The 16,708-nt window shown below is 44.1% G+C and carries 15 protein-coding genes; 5 read left to right on the top strand and 10 right to left on the bottom strand.

Annotated elements, in window-relative coordinates:
- Positions 1–349: 349 nt before the first annotated feature.
- Positions 350–2,671, bottom strand: a complete 2,322-nt coding sequence (locus V6669_RS04775; RefSeq protein ID WP_338591199.1) for a beta-L-arabinofuranosidase domain-containing protein — start codon at positions 2,669–2,671, stop codon at positions 350–352.
- A 370-nt stretch (positions 2,672–3,041) separates the two neighbouring features.
- On the opposite strand from V6669_RS04775, the gene V6669_RS04770 reads away from it, so the two are divergent.
- Together V6669_RS04770 and V6669_RS04765 are read left to right on the top strand one after the other, a co-directional pair.
- Positions 3,042–3,806 carry an AraC family transcriptional regulator gene (locus V6669_RS04770; RefSeq protein WP_338591196.1) on the top strand — a complete coding sequence of 255 codons (765 nt, stop codon included), beginning with the start codon at positions 3,042–3,044 and terminating at the stop codon, positions 3,804–3,806.
- Between the two features lie 129 nt (positions 3,807–3,935).
- Positions 3,936–4,448 (top strand): GNAT family N-acetyltransferase, encoded by a 513-nt coding sequence (locus V6669_RS04765; protein WP_338591194.1) that lies wholly within the window; start codon positions 3,936–3,938, stop codon positions 4,446–4,448.
- A gap of 324 nt (positions 4,449–4,772) precedes the next feature.
- On the opposite strand, the gene V6669_RS04760 is transcribed toward V6669_RS04765, so the two are convergent.
- Positions 4,773–5,816 carry a 2,3-butanediol dehydrogenase gene (locus tag V6669_RS04760; RefSeq protein ID WP_338591189.1) on the bottom strand — a complete coding sequence of 348 codons (1,044 nt, stop codon included), beginning with the start codon at positions 5,814–5,816 and terminating at the stop codon, positions 4,773–4,775.
- Between the two features lie 332 nt (positions 5,817–6,148).
- Here V6669_RS04760 and V6669_RS04755 point away from each other — a divergent pair, with 332 nt between their 5' ends.
- Positions 6,149–7,060 (top strand): LysR family transcriptional regulator, encoded by a 912-nt coding sequence (locus tag V6669_RS04755; protein ID WP_338591186.1) that lies wholly within the window; start codon positions 6,149–6,151, stop codon positions 7,058–7,060.
- A 162-nt stretch (positions 7,061–7,222) separates the two neighbouring features.
- Here V6669_RS04755 and V6669_RS04750 read toward each other — a convergent pair whose 3' ends face one another.
- The 8 genes from V6669_RS04750 to V6669_RS04715 all read right to left on the bottom strand — a co-directional run bounded on the left by V6669_RS04750 (position 7,223) and on the right by V6669_RS04715 (position 15,382).
- On the bottom strand, positions 7,223–8,977 hold the full coding sequence (locus V6669_RS04750; protein WP_338591183.1) for a HAMP domain-containing methyl-accepting chemotaxis protein: 1,755 nt from the start codon (positions 8,975–8,977) through the stop codon (positions 7,223–7,225).
- Between the two features lie 255 nt (positions 8,978–9,232).
- Positions 9,233–10,243: an anti-sigma factor gene (locus V6669_RS04745; protein ID WP_338591180.1), complete on the bottom strand. Its 1,011-nt coding sequence runs from the start codon at positions 10,241–10,243 to the stop codon at positions 9,233–9,235.
- Positions 10,240–10,731, bottom strand: coding sequence for a sigma-70 family RNA polymerase sigma factor (locus V6669_RS04740; protein ID WP_338591178.1), 492 nt, complete (start codon positions 10,729–10,731; stop codon positions 10,240–10,242). Before V6669_RS04740 ends, V6669_RS04745 begins: the two co-directional genes overlap by 4 nt.
- A gap of 271 nt (positions 10,732–11,002) precedes the next feature.
- The gene (locus V6669_RS04735) at positions 11,003–11,410 is read right to left on the bottom strand and encodes a hypothetical protein (protein WP_338591176.1); all 408 of its coding nucleotides are present in this window, start codon (positions 11,408–11,410) and stop codon (positions 11,003–11,005) included.
- Positions 11,411–11,412: 2 nt separating this feature from the next.
- Positions 11,413–12,699, bottom strand: a complete 1,287-nt coding sequence (locus V6669_RS04730) for a WXG100 family type VII secretion target (RefSeq protein ID WP_338591173.1) — start codon at positions 12,697–12,699, stop codon at positions 11,413–11,415.
- 290 nt (positions 12,700–12,989) lie between these two features.
- On the bottom strand, positions 12,990–14,342 hold the full coding sequence (locus V6669_RS04725; protein ID WP_338591170.1) for an amino acid permease: 1,353 nt from the start codon (positions 14,340–14,342) through the stop codon (positions 12,990–12,992).
- Positions 14,343–14,479: 137 nt separating this feature from the next.
- On the bottom strand, positions 14,480–14,761 hold the full coding sequence (locus V6669_RS04720) for a hypothetical protein (RefSeq protein ID WP_338591167.1): 282 nt from the start codon (positions 14,759–14,761) through the stop codon (positions 14,480–14,482).
- A 165-nt stretch (positions 14,762–14,926) separates the two neighbouring features.
- Complete coding sequence (locus V6669_RS04715) at positions 14,927–15,382, bottom strand: GNAT family N-acetyltransferase (protein WP_338591164.1); 456 nt, start codon at positions 15,380–15,382, stop codon at positions 14,927–14,929.
- Between the two features lie 255 nt (positions 15,383–15,637).
- On the opposite strand from V6669_RS04715, the gene V6669_RS04710 reads away from it, so the two are divergent.
- Together V6669_RS04710 and V6669_RS04705 are read left to right on the top strand one after the other, a co-directional pair.
- Positions 15,638–16,213 carry a GNAT family protein gene (locus tag V6669_RS04710; protein WP_338591161.1) on the top strand — a complete coding sequence of 192 codons (576 nt, stop codon included), beginning with the start codon at positions 15,638–15,640 and terminating at the stop codon, positions 16,211–16,213.
- Positions 16,210–16,557, top strand: coding sequence for a DUF1801 domain-containing protein (locus tag V6669_RS04705; protein ID WP_338591158.1), 348 nt, complete (start codon positions 16,210–16,212; stop codon positions 16,555–16,557). Before V6669_RS04710 ends, V6669_RS04705 begins: the two co-directional genes overlap by 4 nt.
- Positions 16,558–16,708: the final 151 nt, after the last annotated feature.

The following is a 16,708-nucleotide window of genomic DNA, read 5'->3' as shown; positions in this document are numbered from 1 at the left end:
AGACTTGTCTGAAAAAGGAGCAAAGCAAAAAGGACGAATCGGAGATCATCCGCTTTCGTCCCTTTTACGTTGGTTCATTATTTTTCGTGTTCTTATTAAAATTTTGATGCCGTTTTCTACAGCTAACGAAATGAGGTGACGCTATTTGGTGCATTTCAACTCATCTGAAAATGTAACGAACCTGAGACACGTTATATTCGCGTTTTAGGTGCGTAGAAGTTGTATATCACCTATTTCGAATAAAATAGCGTCACTGAGATTCGTTACATTTCCCACCACATCAATTCCCGATATAAGGTGTGTGTGGTTCGTTAGATGTGTTTTGCGCCTTTTCAGACCATGCCTCTTATTACGAAAAGATGGATTCCGGTTTGCTTCGCGTGGTGCGTACCTCTACAACTTTTCCGGCACAACCATTGTCGCCCTTCGCCTGGAACATTACCGTAACGCTGTCTTTGCCTGATGTAACCGCCTCAGGAATATCATAGGTCACATAGAACACTTCGCCAATTTTGTTCATATGAATTCGCTGCTCACCAATGAGTGTTCCATCCATGGTAATGACGAATTGTCTGTCATATAACGTACCTTCCCGTCCAAACGTGGAATGATCTCCGCCCCAATAGGCCACACATAGATAATTGGTTTCCTCACGATTCACTGCCAGTTGGTAACTGAAGTAAGCCCCACTGACGCCAAAAGCCTCTCGCCACATATGCAACTTCTTACGGCCATCTGTGGTTGAACCGTTGTGGTGCTCACCACGGCAGTTGCTATCCAGTCGATGTCCAATCTCATCCTGCTGACCGTCAGCCTGAACCCTGTCGATCGTAATATCGTTCAATTCTTTCTCCAGCGCATCTCCTTCATCGTTAAACGGCCAGTACACCGTATAAAATTCATGATGCACATCATAGAACGGAATGAGTTTCACGGCTTCGCCTGTGGAAGTAACATCTTTGCTAAGTTCAAATGTTAACGTATCTGCATCCACAACCTTGATCCACTCTCGTACATCCTCCTGCTCCGTCCAGATCACAGGTACAGGTGCAGTCTTGGGATTCAGCGCTGTTTCGTCCACAATCGTATCCTCGGGAAGACCCTCGTTTCCTAGTGCACCAGCGAGTACAATTGGGCCGTACAAGAAGGCTACTTTGTGGGCATCATCCCGGGAAGTGTACTGGCGGAGTGACATCGGCAGTGTGATTGTGATGACATCGCCCGTTGTCCATGTGCGGTCGATGGAAAGATAGCCGGGTTCCATCCGTGTATACGGATGTTCCGTATCCCCATTAACCGTTGCCGTCATTGGCTGTTGCAGCCACGAGGGCACGCGTAATCTTAGATGGGCCGAGGCGTTGCCTCCGGTGATCGTCAGGGTCACCTTTTCCGAATAAGGAAAGTTGGTTTCAAGCTTCAGGGATAATCCCTGTGACGCCCAATCCAATTGGGACGCGATATACAGGTTGACGTACAGGTCCTGTTCATCCTCAAAATAGATCGCCTCGGCATATTTGCCCGGGTTCTCCATGCCTGATCCTGTGCAGCACCACCAAGCGGTATCGTGAGTACCATAGATTTTGTAGTGGCCTTGCAGCGTTGATGCAAAATACGTTTTGTTCCCCGTATCGGGGTCCTGCGTGCCAAGGATGTGATTGTATATGGCGTTTTCATAATAGTCCATGTAGGCGCTATCGTGATTCCAGGCAAAGAGTTGCTTCGTTAGATGTAACATGTTGTGAGTACAACAGCTCTCTCCTGTTTTTATCCCGAGACTCTCCATGCCCTTTGCTTCGTAATGCTCCGAAATGCTCGTTGCTCCAAATACATAAGAACGATGATGCACTGTGGTATTCCAGAAAAACTCTGCCGCTGTCCGATAACTCTCATGGGTATGGTCCTGATTGTAGATTTCGGCTGCGCCGATCACTTTGGGAATCTGCGTATTGGCGTGTTTGCCTTGAAGATCGTCCTGCTTGTGCTCCAAGGGTCTCAGGATCAATTGATGGGTGAACTTGTTAGCGATCTCAAGATATAAGGCTTTGCCGGTAATCCCATACAAATGTGCAAATACTTCATTCATGCCCCCGTGTTCACTTTGAAGCATCGTCTGCATCTGTTCTTCTGTCATCGGGAGCAAACCTTCAACCGCCCAGTCTGCAAATCGAGTAACTACCTCAAGTGCCTGTCCGTTGCCAGTGAGTTTGTACGCATCAATCAGGCCACGATAGATTTTGTGCACACTGTACCAGGGAACCCAGTATTCACCGATATTGAATCCACCGATATTCTCTGCTCGAAAAGCCATGTGGAAAGGTTCTTCGGACAAACCACCGATATACCCGCTCCCCGTGGTCTGCTGGATTCTCGCCAGTTCGGTAACCGCATAATCCAGTCTTTCTTTTAACGTGATATTCCCGGTTGCCTGATACGTCACAGCCAAGGCAGACAGATAATGTCCGAGGGAATGTCCGCTGATGGTACGTGCCTCCCAACCCGCGTAGCGCTCTTTTCGGGCCGGTAAACCATGAGTTTCGAAGCATGGAGCCAGGAATCGATCAATATCCAGCGATAACAGGTAGCGCTCCCCCACCTCTTGTGATGTTTGGAACACACCATTTAACAGATCTACATGTTCCGGTCCCAGAAATCCTTTTTTCGTTTCAATCATTACACTCACTCCTTCTCGGATGTACTGTATAAGTTGAACTAAAGATTATTTACACTGACACTACGATGACAGAACAACCTTCCAATCACTGTTATCCCCAGATTTTTTTGATCCCCTTTCTCAAGGGAAAATCCAGGGATAAAGGCGAACGCTTCGCTTTTTCAGGTTTTTTCTGTCCTCTCCGTCATCATGTAAATGATTAGTTCAACTTATATAGATATCGATTCATTCTTGAGGGGTAAAATCCGTGTTCTGTTCCATATGACTAATACTCATCAATCTACTGTAGAGCTTGAATATCCCCATACTATCAAATAAAATACAATTACATCAGACTCATAATCCAAGAAAAGGTGGATAAATCCGTCCTATGCAAAAGCCACTGGAACATTACCTGTGCGGCAAGTTCATATCCGAAGGCAACTGGAGCCACATGAGACGTAGCATGCCTGTGCATGAGATCATTTTGATGCTGGAAGGTGAGATGTACATCGCGGAAGAAGAGGAACAATATGTAGTTCGTGCCAACGATCTGTTGTTTCTGCGCGCCGGTCGCACCCATTACGGCTACCAGATCAGCGACACCCCCGTCAGCTTTTACTGGGTTCACTATGATGCCATGTTGCCAGAATTCAACCTGTTTAGGACACATGCCAATATTCAGGTGCCTTCCATGGCCAATCAGTTATTCAAGCAATTGCTGCATGTGTCATCCTTCTCACCCGAGGAAGCCAACGCTGCTTTGTTATTGTTGTTCAGAGAACTGGAGCGGAATATAGAGGCGGATTATCGCCCGCACAATGCAATTGTGGACCATATCTGCAAGTGGGTCGATATTCATCTGCATACAAACATCACGGTGAGTCAGATTGCAGAAAATTTTAATTTTAACAAAGACTATATCTCCAAAATGGTGAAACGCGAGAAAGGTACTGGACTCAAAACTTATATCCTCACAGAACGTATTCGCCGGGCAAAACAATTGCTGCTGAACACCAATGCCAGTGTAAAAGAAATTGCCGGACAGTGCGGCTTCTCCGACTACAAGCTGTTCCTGCGCATGTTCAAGCAATACGAAGGCAATACGCCAACCGAATATCGCAATCATCTATATTCCACACAGCTCAATCGCTGATATGCTTTGATCTATAGAAATGACTGAGTTAGCTATAGAAAATTTGAATGAATCGGATTGAATCCGTTATGGTAAAATGCAAGAAAACTATATTCCATACTTAACCCATAAGAGAAGGGGAATTATAAGATGACAACGGCTGCCGTTACGATTCATCCTGCCACAGAAGCAGACCATCCAGAAATTGTAGATATCCTTGTTGCAAGTTATGCCGAGTATCGGGAGACTTTTGAACAAAATGAACGATGGGAAGCCTACCTGAAAGACATTCGAGAGTCTGTGGTTAATCCGTACCTGACACAATTATGGATCGCGAAGATTGATGATCAGATCGTCGGTACAGTCCAATTATTCGAAACAGCGCGCAAGGCTTATCCAAACTTTGAATTGCCAATCGATTATCCGTTTATTCGGCTGTTGGGTGTTGATCCAAAATGGAGAGGTCACGGGATTGCCAGAGTATTGCTCCAGCAATGCGTAGATTCTGCCAAAGAAATGGGCAAAAATACGGTGTACTTATATACGGGCGGTCAGATGGTCAATGCCATCCGTTTATATGAGCGTTTCGGATTTACAGAGGATGAGGAATTCAGCTCCGAGAGCAGCGGGGGCAAGGCGATCTGTTACCGTTATGATTCCTAGTGTTGGGTAACAGCCACCCGGGATCAGGGAGCGAAGAATGAAACGTAAAACAGACCGATCATCTTATGACGGTCTGTTTTACGTTTATAAATGTCAACTATATAAGTTGCACTAATCATTTACACGATAACGGAGAGGACAGAAAAAACCTGAAAAAGCGAAGCGTTCGCCTTTATCCCCGGATTTCCCCTCGAGAAAAGGGAATGGAAAAAAAATCTGGGGATAACAGCGATTGGAAGGTTATTCTGTCATCGTAGTGTCAGTGTAAATAAATTTTAGTTCAACTTATATAACATTTGAAATGATACATCGCTATTGATTTTTTTAGCCGCCAATCTCCACCAAAATCTTCGCATGGCTCTTGTCGCTCATTAACAGCTCAAGCCCTTCCTGAACGATGTCGTCCAGTTTGATTTTCTTGGTGATGACCTGTTTCACATCGAGCGACCCTTCAGCAATCAATGAAATCACTTCAGGGAAAATGTGGCGATATGCCAGCGTTGCCGTTAGATTCGCTTCTTTGACCAGAAGATCGAAGAAGTTCACTTGAAGCGGATTTGGAATCGCTGCGATGACAACAACTTCTCCGCCTTTTTTGACAACCGCAATGGCGCTATCCATCGTTGGTTGTACACCTGCTGCTTCATAAGCCACATCAATACCGCCCGATTGTTGCAAGATCACCTCTGTTGCATTAACTTTGGCACTGTTCACCGGAATCGCTCCCAGCTTGGCTGCCAGGTCCAGACGTTCCTCAAATACATCGACTGCATAGATCTCAGAGGCTCCTGCAGCTTTGGCAGACAGAATGGTCAATAATCCGATTGGGCCAGCTCCGTATACGGCTACCTTATTCCCTACTTTCAACTTGCTATGACGAACCGCGTGAAAAGCTACTGCTGTAGGCTCTACGAGCGCACCTTCTTCGAAAGATACGTTATCCGGTATGGGATGAACCATGTATGCTTCAACAACAACATACTCCGCAAAACCACCATCACCATTCAGTCCAACGAATCCAAATTGAGTACACTGGTTGTAACGCCCCTGGATACAGTACTCACATTTTCCGCAATGGTACAACGGCTCTACCACAACTCGATCCCCTACACTGACACCGCTTACATTACTTCCCAATTCACTCACGGTTCCTGCAAATTCATGACCCAATGTCAACGGTGCTTTCTGTCCTGAGAGCGGATGATTCTCGCCTTCTTGGATTCCTACACCATGATGATAGGCATGCAAGTCACTGCCGCAGATACCCGCATATTCCACTTTGATTTTGACCTGACCCGCTTGAGCAACCGGAACCTCCCGCTCTTCCACACGCACGTCTTTATGGGCATACCATACTGCTGCTTTCATGAAGTTCATCCCCTTTATATGATTGTCTATATAAGTTGAACTAGAAATGTTACACCTAATTACGCTGATTGCAGTACCATCTTTCGATCGCTCTTATCCCCAGATTTTCTTCATTCCCTTGATCCAAGGGAAAAATCCGGTGATAAAGGCGCACGCTCTGCTTCTTCAGATTGGTTCTGCACTCTGCGTTTCTGGTGTAAAAGTAAGGTTCTACTTATATAGTAAAGAACTATAACGCTTGTCTATATATTATATCGCTGTTCATGTATTATTCATATTTATAGATACTAATGTTAACATTAGTTGTATTAATGCTAAACGGAGATGAAATCATGAATCTGGAACAGCTCGAATATGTCGTAGAAATTGCGAAAACACAATCATTCTCCGCCGCCTCGGAGCATCTGCATGTCACACAATCGGCGATCAGCCAATCGGTTCATCGTCTGGAGAAAGAATTGGGTATCATCCTGTTCGAACGCTCGCGGCAGGGTACTCATCCCACTCCCGAAGGCAAACAATTCATTGCCAAGGCACTGGACATTTTACAGCGGATTGATGAATTAAAATCCCTGAACGCCGAAGCCTCCTCTCTTAGCGGAGAGCTTCATGTGGCTACTTTTCCAAGTGTCATGCCCTATCTTGTCCAGTCTGCTGCGGATATGAAGCGTGAGCACCCGCAACTTAACATCTCCATTGAAGAGAAAGGGTCCATGGAAATTATCGAGGATATTCGCAATAACAAGACCCATCTGGGCTTTATCGCGATCTACGCCAAACAGCTGCGGGAATTCGATGGACTTCACTTCAGTCCCATGTACTCGGGTAAGTTGGTAGTCGGTACGCATCACCTGTCTGAACTTGCCAAGCACCCCCGTGTTTCACCTGATCAATTAAAAGAACACAAGCTGGCACTCTATCGAGATGGTTTCATCGAAGACTTCATCAAGGAATTCACCTATGATCATGGACCTCTGTCCATTCTGTTCAAAACAAATAACTCTGAAGCGATCAATATGGTATTAAGAAACGATATTGCCGCCACGATTGGTCACGACTTTTCCTTTCACCAAAATCAATTATGGAAAGAAGGTCTGGTGAAGATGGTTGAGATCGCTGGAATTGATCAACCGAAAATGCAAATTGGCTTCGTGCAGACAGAATCCAAGGAGTGCGCCGTAGCCGCGGAACGATTCGCCCAACGCTTCAGACAGGCGATAGAGCTGGATCATTTAAAAGTTTAAATCTAAAAAAGTGCTCCACCCTTTGAAGGAAGTTTGGGATGAACACCAACTTCTCCAAGAGCGGAACACTTTTTTTTGCATTATATCGTTATACTGGTTACACAACAAACCAAGCTCTTTTCTGACTATCTCTTGCGTTACTATTACTACACCTTACTCAAACTATACTTTAACTTTACGTACGGCTTCACTCATCTCGTTCGTCTGCTGCTCCAGCATTGTGGAGGTCTGCGCCACCTTGTTGAACATGGCCGATTGTTCACGCATCAAGCGATAAATCTCATCCGAATGATCCGACACACCAGCTGATATCTGCGAGATCGTATTGACGGAGGCTGCAGCCTCTTCCGATCCTGCCGAGATTTCCTCTGCCGCAGCGGAGACTTCCTGAATGCGGCTGGTCACCAGTTGGAACGCATCAACTACATGAGCGAAAGCTTGCTCCGCTTCTGCGGTAATTGTAACACCTTGTCCAATCTCGGTTGCAGTAACCCCCATCTGTGAGCCAATCAGCTGTGATTCTTGTTGAATACGAAGCAACAAATCGGAGATCCGTTCCATGGATGTGCTTGAGGCCTCAGCAAGCTTCCGAACTTCATCCGCCACAACCGCAAAACCTTTGCCGTGTTCTCCTGCATGTGCTGCCTCTATGGATGCATTAAGCGCAAGCAGCTTGGTCTGACTCGCAAAATCACGAACCGTGTGCAGGGCACCACCAATTTCCTGGGAGTAATTGTTTAGCACCTGGACCATCGCTACAACTTCACTTGAGACATTTGAGATGCTCTCCATCTGTGTTTTCATCAGTGTCATGCTCTGTTTACCGGACTCCGCCGTAGAAAGCGCACTTGTTGCCGCATCCGATACAACCATCGAGGATTCGGAAATATCCGTTATGCCTTTTGCAATCTCTTCCATCGCGTGCGCGCTATCGCTTGCACCCTGCTTCTGCGTATGTGCACCTTGCCTAATCTGTTCGACAGATTTATCAACCGTCTTGCCCATCTCAAGCATCTCTTCGGTACTGCGATTAAATTCCTTCGTTGATTCGGATAAAATATCTGTGGTTACTGCTACGCCTTCAACCATGTTACTCACAATCTTATTCAAGTTACCGGACATATGTATCATCGCTTGATATGTGGTTCCAATCTCATCTTCACTCCGCAAACGATACGACGTCAAAATTCGATTCGCTTCTGCAAGCTCACCCTGTGCCATTTTTTCCACACTCGCCTTCAGCGGTTGAAGTGGTCGCAGTCCCCTTACGATAAACCACATGACAACAGCAATGCCTATAAGTGTAATTAGTAGCAATAAGGCATAGAAGGGAATACTCGATTTCATAATATCCGATTCAATGCTTCCGATGACCGATACCGCCGTATCGATACCAATTACACCTGTTACAGCGCCATTACTATCCAGCATGGGAGCGTAAGAGGAAATATAGTCGCCGTACTCCTCATTGTTAATAATCGAAGAACTGGCTGTTTGCCCCTGTAACAGCTTCTGCACAGCCTCCTGAGGGACATCCGTAACTTCATTAATCGGTGAGGCTTTATCTGCATCCTTCATACCATCCACCATAATAAGTGGCGTACCTTTGTCATCTATTTTGACGAAATACACATACATTGCACCAATGCTTACGCGAAAGTCATCCAGTTCATCACGAATCTTCAAGAATTCGTCATTCTCCTTGGGGTCCTTGGCAAACTCGGCATAAGATGCTGTATCCAGCTGATTCACATAACTCTGAGCAATCTGGATGTTGTAACTCGAAATGGCCTCCTGCGCAGCTAGTTTCATATTGGCCACCTGTAACAGCATGCTTCCAACGGCTATAATCGTAATGACCAGTGTGACTACTGCAACAATGCGCACAACCAAACGTTTTCTAAAAAAACCAATCATCCGCTCCTCTTCCTCTCCCGTGAACCCAAGCCTTTTTGACTAGGCGCTACCCAAAAAACGCATGCTTGAAGCACTATGTATGGGAAAATAGTAAACGAATATGTCGAATTAGGCAAGAAAATATTGGGTTAACATAAAAACGCTATCATGGCTGTGGTAGCCTCACTTTGGTACAAAAGTTAAAAAAACACCGACAGTCCTCGACTGACGATGTTTTGAACTACAATTTACCGTTAACTCAAGCGAAGTTTCAGCTTAAAATTTGTCTACCACAGCCCCCAAAGTTACACCTCTCACATAAGGTTGCCCACTTAACACTTGGAGTTCTTTTGCTGTTCCTGTAACTACTACTCCCAAAATACGAATATCACTCTCCTCAGGTTTGGACTTGTCTTTTTTTAAATAATTGTATATCCGGTTGAAATCGTACTGATATTGCCCTTTCAGTTGAACCCCCTGTTCCAAGGCTTCCAAGAAAGTTTTCTCACTCACTTCATTTGAATCGGGGTCCGAATTGCCAAAGCCTTTTACCCAACCTTCCGGGTCCGGTGATGCGTAACTCTTATTTCCATTGCCATCGATGTACGGATCATAAAATGCTTTGTTATCATACGTATCTACCCAATACCATGTCTGGGTTAACTCGGGAGGAAGCAGCTGTTTCACCTCATTTAAAGAGTAATCTTTGTCCAAGGACACTGCCATTTCTACAAGCTTATCTTGATCCATTTTTTGAAGTAATGGAAGATCATTTAGAACTTTATCATTATAATTAACTTGGGGAATGTAAAATAACATTTCTCTCTGCCCATTTAATCCATTGTAGCTACGTGTATACTCATAGCCTTGTTTTTTCATGTTCTCATCCTGCAACGAAACAGATGGTGACGTATCCCCTCCAAAGGAGAGAAAATTAATAAAGGGAAACACTTGATAATTGATTTTTTTATCCGCCCAAGGGATGGGTACGCCCTCTATCACTTTAACGGTATAATACTGAAAGCTGCCGTTCAGGAAACCGTTGTAATTGACCTGGCCTGCCTGTTTTTCATCGGGTCCACTAATGAGGTTCATGATCTGTTCGCTATGGTTTGCACGACTGTAACTCCAGCTTGTCAAATATTGATTGCCCAGCATTACTCCAAAAAACGCGATTAAAGATACCAGGAGGGAAATCAAAACTGTTCGAATCGTCGTTGTCCGCTTCGCTTTCCTGACCATCTTGCTTATATTTACTGAATCACTCTCTTTATGTTGTCCGTTCATTTTATCTCACTCCTATACCTTTTTTTGAACTGCTGTCTCGCCTGATATAACGACGATTTGACGTGTTCGATCCGCATTCCGAGCAAATCCGCTATTTCTTGGTATGAAAGCTCCATCTCATATTTCATGATTAGAAGTTGCTTATGCAGTGGAGCAAGCTGACTGAGAACAGCCTCCACTTCCTCTTTCTTTTCCTGCTGCAACAGAGCATCTTCTGGCAATTTAGAATCCGGTATTTCCATGTCGTCTATAGGTACTGTATTCCATTTTTTGCGACGGCAAAGATCGTAATAGCGGTTAATAGCCACTTTATACAGCCATGCACTTAACTTGTCATTTTCGATTGAGTCTATATATAGAAATGCTTTATACACAGTTTCCTGCAATATATCCTCTGCATCGGCCGGATAAGCACCAAGTCTAATCAAATAATGCCGGATTTCAGTTAGCTTTGGCTGCAACAGTTCATTGATTTGTCCGGCGTCCATGCTTCACCACCTTTCATAGGTATAACGGACAGACATCTGAAATGTTAGAAGTTCCGAGAAAAATTTTCTTAACTCTGTATTCTGCTTTATGCGTTTCGATGAAATGGTTACGCCTCTATACAAAGAAAAACCCTGACATATGCGTCAGAGTTTAGTCAAATATTGCAAGATTTAAGTTACGAATCTTTAACCTGAAAAGAATTTAAATTCTTTTTCATTCAAAATAAAAAAGTGATCTAAATATATTGCAGAGTGGTATGATATTTAAATCTCAGTTAGACTTATAAGGAACATCTATGTCTTCGCCAACTTCATCGATAGTTTCCTCAATGATTACCCTAATGCTCTTATTCAAATCCTCGTTTAAAGCTAACTTCATTATCTCATAACTTTTGATCAAATTAAGATTTACAACAACATAGGCATAATTATCAACTAACTCAGCTGATGAAACATCCCACAGTTTTTGTACAATATGATCCACTCTTGCTCGTAAAGTAGTATCCAACAATTCGTGGGTATACACCTTTCTATCAGCTAATTCCGATAGTGATTCTAAAACTTCAATGCTGTCCAAGGTCTCTTCGTTTTCAATCATATCTAAATAAGCTCCAAAATATTTATCTAAAGATTCTTTCGACATCACATCAGGTAAATTTTTAATCTCCGAAAGTTTCATATTTATCCTCCAATATTAATAGGTATATGTGTTATATTTTGCTGATTGTTTCTATATAGACTCCCGTCTGAGCCTAAGTACTTTTTACCAATCTTAATTTGTGCACTCCATCCATTAAATGAATTACTCGTCAAAAGTTCTTCTTCTGTCAATATGCCGCGTAAATTTTGCTGTGGTGAATGCCACTTCACTTCTATCTTCTTATTCTCATAAAGAAAATTATACTTAAATCCTTCCTCTATAATTCCAGGATCAGGTCTAAATTTATTAACACCTTCAGGAGGGACCAATCCTTTCAAATAACTCTCATTAATTTTCCCACCATTTAGCACTCCTTCAGAAAGATTGAAATTACCTTCATTATCAATAATTTTACTCATATTCAATTTATGTTCCTGAATTCTTTTTGGGAGCAATCTTTCATTTTCTAAATAAACATTCACATTAGAGGATTCTCTCGCCTTTTTACTCTCAGCAATGTTATCCAGAACTCGAAGGCGTTGATCTTTATGTCCATTAAAACTACCTGTTAACTGCCCTGTACCAGGCGGACGATTGAATGAATTAATCTTCGCGCCGCCTCCCGACGAAGTCAGAAGATTATGCGGCTTGATCATCGTGGAAGCATAACCCCCACCAACCATTAGACCTCCCAATCCAATCATATTCGCCCAGTGTTCACTGGACCAGGCATTGGTCGGAAAGGTGGCTTCCCGTATCGTTCCATGGATACCAAACGTGAGCCAGTTGGCAGCATCATTCGGGGAGTTGAATGCTTTATCCGCCCTGTCTACATACCCCTGAACAAGACCACTTGGAATACCAAATGTCCAATAATCCAGAAAACAACCTACACTATCATAACGCTTTTGATATCGATCATTCGCAGATTGCATAAAGGCTTGTCCCAATTCGACTAAACTATCAGCAGACTTCTGAAAAGCATTACGGGTGTCGGTTGCTGGTGCCCTGCATTCATCTGGCGGTGGTGGTACACAACTCACATCATAGGATTGTACAGCTTGCTGATCAGCAAGTCTGAATTTCTCCGCATGCCCTTCAAGCTCCTTCGCAATGGATAAGGATAGTGAGACAAAGTCATCCATAACCCGCTGCGCAACCATAAAATCAACATAAAACCTTTCCTTCGTACTACCATCCCACTGTCTTTCGATTTCGAATAAATGTTGTTTCAAGATGTTATTCATCTGAAAAACCTGATTCTGGGCTGTTGTAAATTGTTTCGAAACAGATATCAACTGTTCAGGTGTGACTTTTATCGTTGTCATGGGAGACCTCGTTCTAAATATATTTCGTTGTTATACGAACATTTGTTGTTTAGAATGCTATAAGATTCATATGTACAGATGGGCTTTTATTATAAAGTGAACACAGATCATTTCGTAGAGACTGTCGGTTTATTTATCTAGTTCGTATTACCCCTAATTTGTCCCAGATATAACAAAAACAGATCTTCCAGTTCCGAAATAAGATCGTTCCTTTAGTGCATACAAAAAAACACCCCGGCGCAAGCGCCGAGATGTCATGTTGTTCTATATTTGCATACTACCCATCCATACTAAACTGTTCGTCCATTCGTCCTCCTGAATCGAATCAGGGACCAGATAATTAGCAACGCGAGTACGGCAAGACAGATGCTAATGCTGAACCGATTGCCTTCATCAAACACAAACATCACCGCAATTACACTGAGACATAGTACCACGACTCCGGTTATGTAAGGGAATCCCCAAACTTTGAAGGTCGGTTGAACCGGATATCTCTTCCGCAATTTCAACTGTGATGAGGCAATACAGATCCACACAAGGATTACGACAAACCCCGGAACGGCGAGCAATACACGGAACAGTTGATCCTGCGCGAACAGGCCAAGCATGGAACCTCCGAGCAATACAGCCGCGCACGCCAGCAAGGTATTTACCGGGCTACCGCTGCGATTTGTCTTTGACAATGCCTTCGGAGCTTCCCCGCCCACTGCCATGGAGTGCATCATCCGGGATGCACCATAGATCCCTGAATTCGCAGCAGACAGAACTGCCGTCACCAAAATAAAGTTCATTATGTGTGCTGCTCCCGGCAGTCCTGTGGAGGCAAGCACTTGTACAAACGGACTGCTTTCCGGCCCAATCTCATTCCACGGGATAAGACCACAGATGATGAGAATCGGCAAGGTGAAGAACAGAATAATTCTGAGCATGAAATTGCCCACGATTTTGGGCATCACTTTTTCTGCATTTTCCGTCTCGGTCAGGGTCAGACCAATCAGCTCCGATCCCCCATAAGAGAACATGACCACAAGCAGTGCCGAGAAGATCGATGACCAACCGTTTGGGAAGAACCCTCCCGCTTGCGTGTAATTTTGCAGATATGGCGTGTTGTCACTTGGGATAATGCCAAAGATCAACCCTGCACCCAGGAAGATAAAAATAATGATCATGGCAATTTTGATCCCGGCCAGCCAAAACTCAAATTCCCCGAACACACCTACACTGAGCAGGTTAACCAGTATAATGAACGCCGCACAAGCCAGACTCAGCATCCACAGCGGTACTTCTGTGAACCAATACTGCAAAAAGCTCCCGGCAGCAATCACCTCAATGACACATACCGATAACCATAGAAAGCAATACATCCATCCCATAACAAAGGATACTCGGCTACCAAATGCTTCCTGCACGAAGTCTTTCATATTTTTGTTCTTGTACACCGTAGCCATCTCCGCCATCGCGGCCATAACAACCAGCAGCAATAATCCGGCAAAAATGTACGTGACAATAACGCCCGGACCTGCGAGTCCGATCGTCTCTGCACTGCCTTTGAAAATTCCTGTTCCAATGACACCACCCATAGCCATAAAACTGATGTGTCTTGGTTTAAGCTTCTTCTGTAGTGTTCCTTCTGTCTGAGCCAATTCAAGTCCTCCTGATGTAAAAAACGTCTGTAATGCTGTCTTGTTTCATAGACATAATGTCCAGTATACCCTATTGTCCATCAATCAGCCCAGAAGTTCCTTATGGCCAATTCATCCCAAACATTTATGAACATAACCTATGTTTTATACCCCACAATGGCACGGAGCAATCTGTGTACAATCCAGGTTAGCAAACTGTACACTGCCCCATAGATGAACCAAGCCCCTATGTTACTACCCATTGTTGAAAGATCACTCGCGATATACAACAAAGGCAGCATAAAAGATATAACCAGCGCTCCCAAGAGTCTAAACCAATTGGCAAAATAACTGCATACTCCAAGCACCACAGCAATTATTGGACATAACACCAAGACAGCAAACAGCGGATTCATATGATCGAACCACCAATATATCATGCACGACTCCCTCCACATTCTTCGTCACAAGGCCACGTTGCTTTAATGCTGCATTATTGAGTTTATTCTACTCTTTTTCCAACTTTTAAAATGTACGATATGTTGCAAAATAAAAAAACCAGCATCCTGTAAAAAACAGAATTCTGGTTTCTCATGCGATTCCACTTAGATTGTTTTTGTCATAAACGTGCTGTTCGGGTCCAATATATAATCTGCGAATGGTTCGCAATATTCGAATCCGAAGTCTTCGTACAGCTTCCGTGCCGGGATAAACGAATCCATCGAGCCCGTCTCCAGACTGATTCGCTTATAACCACGATCTACTGCAACGTCCATAATATGAGCCAAAATTTTTCTCGCTACGCCTTTTCTCAGATGAGCCGAAGCGGTACGCATCGATTTCAACTCTGCATGCTCTGGATCAAGTTCTTTGATGGCCCCGCAGCCGAGCAAGTCGTCTCCTTCCCAAGCACACCAGAATGTAATTTCGGGCTTCTTGAGTCCATCCAGATTCAACGCATGAATACTCTCTGGAGGCGAATCGGCTGCCATCCCTTGCAAGTGCTCAGCGATTAATGCCTTAACCTGTACTCCACTCAAATCATCCACTTTAATCTCCAAAACGTACCACTCCCGCCGACATTTTTATTGGTTCTATCACTGAATGTATATCAATCATTTCATCTTACTACCGTGTCAGGTTTTATGACAAGAGTTTACTTTTATCCACTAAAATACGCTATTGTGATTCACCTGTAATTTCCAGTATGATGAGGCTATCATATGCCAAAGGGGCGAGGTCTATTGCGAAATATACATAGAGTTAAACGTGGAACTAAGGTGAAGCAAGCTTAACTTAATTTAAAGGAGACCCCTATGACACTAACAACGGACAACCTGTTTTATAGCAAACGATTAAAGATGACGCCACCACGCTCTGAAGACGTGCAGACCATGCTGCAATGGAACGAAGACCCGGAGTACCTTCGGAATGTGGATACTGATCTGGCCATTCCCTATTCAGAGAAACAGTTAGAAGATGAGGGCGAAACGAAGAACAAGGAAGTTTACTTCAGACTTCGCACGCATAAAGAGGATATGGTGATTGGTTTTGTCGTCATTCATAGCATTGAATGGAACAACCGCTGCGGACAGCTCGCCATTGGCATCGGACTTGCCAAACATCGCAACAAGGGATATGGCACGGAAGCGTTGAATCTTATTTTACGATATGCGTTCCACGAGATGAATCTGGACCGGGTTGGCCTTGATGTCATCGCCTACAATGCCAAAGCAATCCGTTCCTATGAGAAGGTTGGTTTTCAGTTGGAAGGTCGGGCACGCTCAGCTGTATTTCGTGATGGTAAGCGTTATGACCGCTTGATGATGGGAATCCTAAGACCAGAATGGGAAACACACAATCATATCCATACGGAGGGTGAACAAGCATGACCAAGAATGCAGAAGTTACTGCGTTTATTGAACAGATTCAGATCCCCTGGCAAATACAAGTCTCTGAACAATTGCGCGAGTTAGTGCATGATACCATCCCAGATGTAGAAGAACGCGTGCAGTACAAGAAACCTCATTTTTTGAAAAACGGAAAGTATGCTGCGGTCATCTCGCCATCCAAACAGGCCGTGTCTTTCACCATCTTCCATGCATCCGGACTTGATCTACCCGATGGGATCTTCGAAGGCCCGGAAGAACGCAAAACGATCAAGCTCAAGGAAAAAGATACACCCGATTATGAATGGTTGGCTGGTTTGTTAAAGCAGGCATCTGCGGAATTGTAGACGGATGTAGTGAAGAGGCACATACGCCCCAGTAGTAACTTAGGTGGTAATATGTGAGTAGTAATGTGCGAGTGGTGTGTATGAGGTGGGTTTAGGTTTAGATTTGGCCAAGCGCTAACGAATCGGACACACCTTATGTCGCAGTTTTACA

The organism is Paenibacillus sp. Y5S-9, assembly GCF_036894235.1.
Classification (GTDB): domain Bacteria; phylum Bacillota; class Bacilli; order Paenibacillales; family Paenibacillaceae; genus Paenibacillus.
This window is presented reverse-complemented; position numbering and strand designations above follow the sequence as displayed.

Coding starts and splice junctions, on each gene's coding strand:
- V6669_RS04775 (WP_338591199.1), bottom strand. CDS start 2,671: ATGATTGAAACGAAAAAAGGATTTCTGGGACCGGAACATGTAGATCTG.
- V6669_RS04770 (WP_338591196.1), top strand. CDS start 3,042: ATGCAAAAGCCACTGGAACATTACCTGTGCGGCAAGTTCATATCCGAA.
- V6669_RS04765 (WP_338591194.1), top strand. CDS start 3,936: ATGACAACGGCTGCCGTTACGATTCATCCTGCCACAGAAGCAGACCAT.
- V6669_RS04760 (WP_338591189.1), bottom strand. CDS start 5,816: ATGAAAGCAGCAGTATGGTATGCCCATAAAGACGTGCGTGTGGAAGAG.
- V6669_RS04755 (WP_338591186.1), top strand. CDS start 6,149: ATGAATCTGGAACAGCTCGAATATGTCGTAGAAATTGCGAAAACACAA.
- V6669_RS04750 (WP_338591183.1), bottom strand. CDS start 8,977: ATGATTGGTTTTTTTAGAAAACGTTTGGTTGTGCGCATTGTTGCAGTA.
- V6669_RS04745 (WP_338591180.1), bottom strand. CDS start 10,243: ATGAACGGACAACATAAAGAGAGTGATTCAGTAAATATAAGCAAGATG.
- V6669_RS04740 (WP_338591178.1), bottom strand. CDS start 10,731: ATGGACGCCGGACAAATCAATGAACTGTTGCAGCCAAAGCTAACTGAA.
- V6669_RS04735 (WP_338591176.1), bottom strand. CDS start 11,410: ATGAAACTTTCGGAGATTAAAAATTTACCTGATGTGATGTCGAAAGAA.
- V6669_RS04730 (WP_338591173.1), bottom strand. CDS start 12,699: ATGACAACGATAAAAGTCACACCTGAACAGTTGATATCTGTTTCGAAA.
- V6669_RS04720 (WP_338591167.1), bottom strand. CDS start 14,761: ATGATATATTGGTGGTTCGATCATATGAATCCGCTGTTTGCTGTCTTG.
- V6669_RS04710 (WP_338591161.1), top strand. CDS start 15,638: ATGACACTAACAACGGACAACCTGTTTTATAGCAAACGATTAAAGATG.
- V6669_RS04705 (WP_338591158.1), top strand. CDS start 16,210: ATGACCAAGAATGCAGAAGTTACTGCGTTTATTGAACAGATTCAGATC.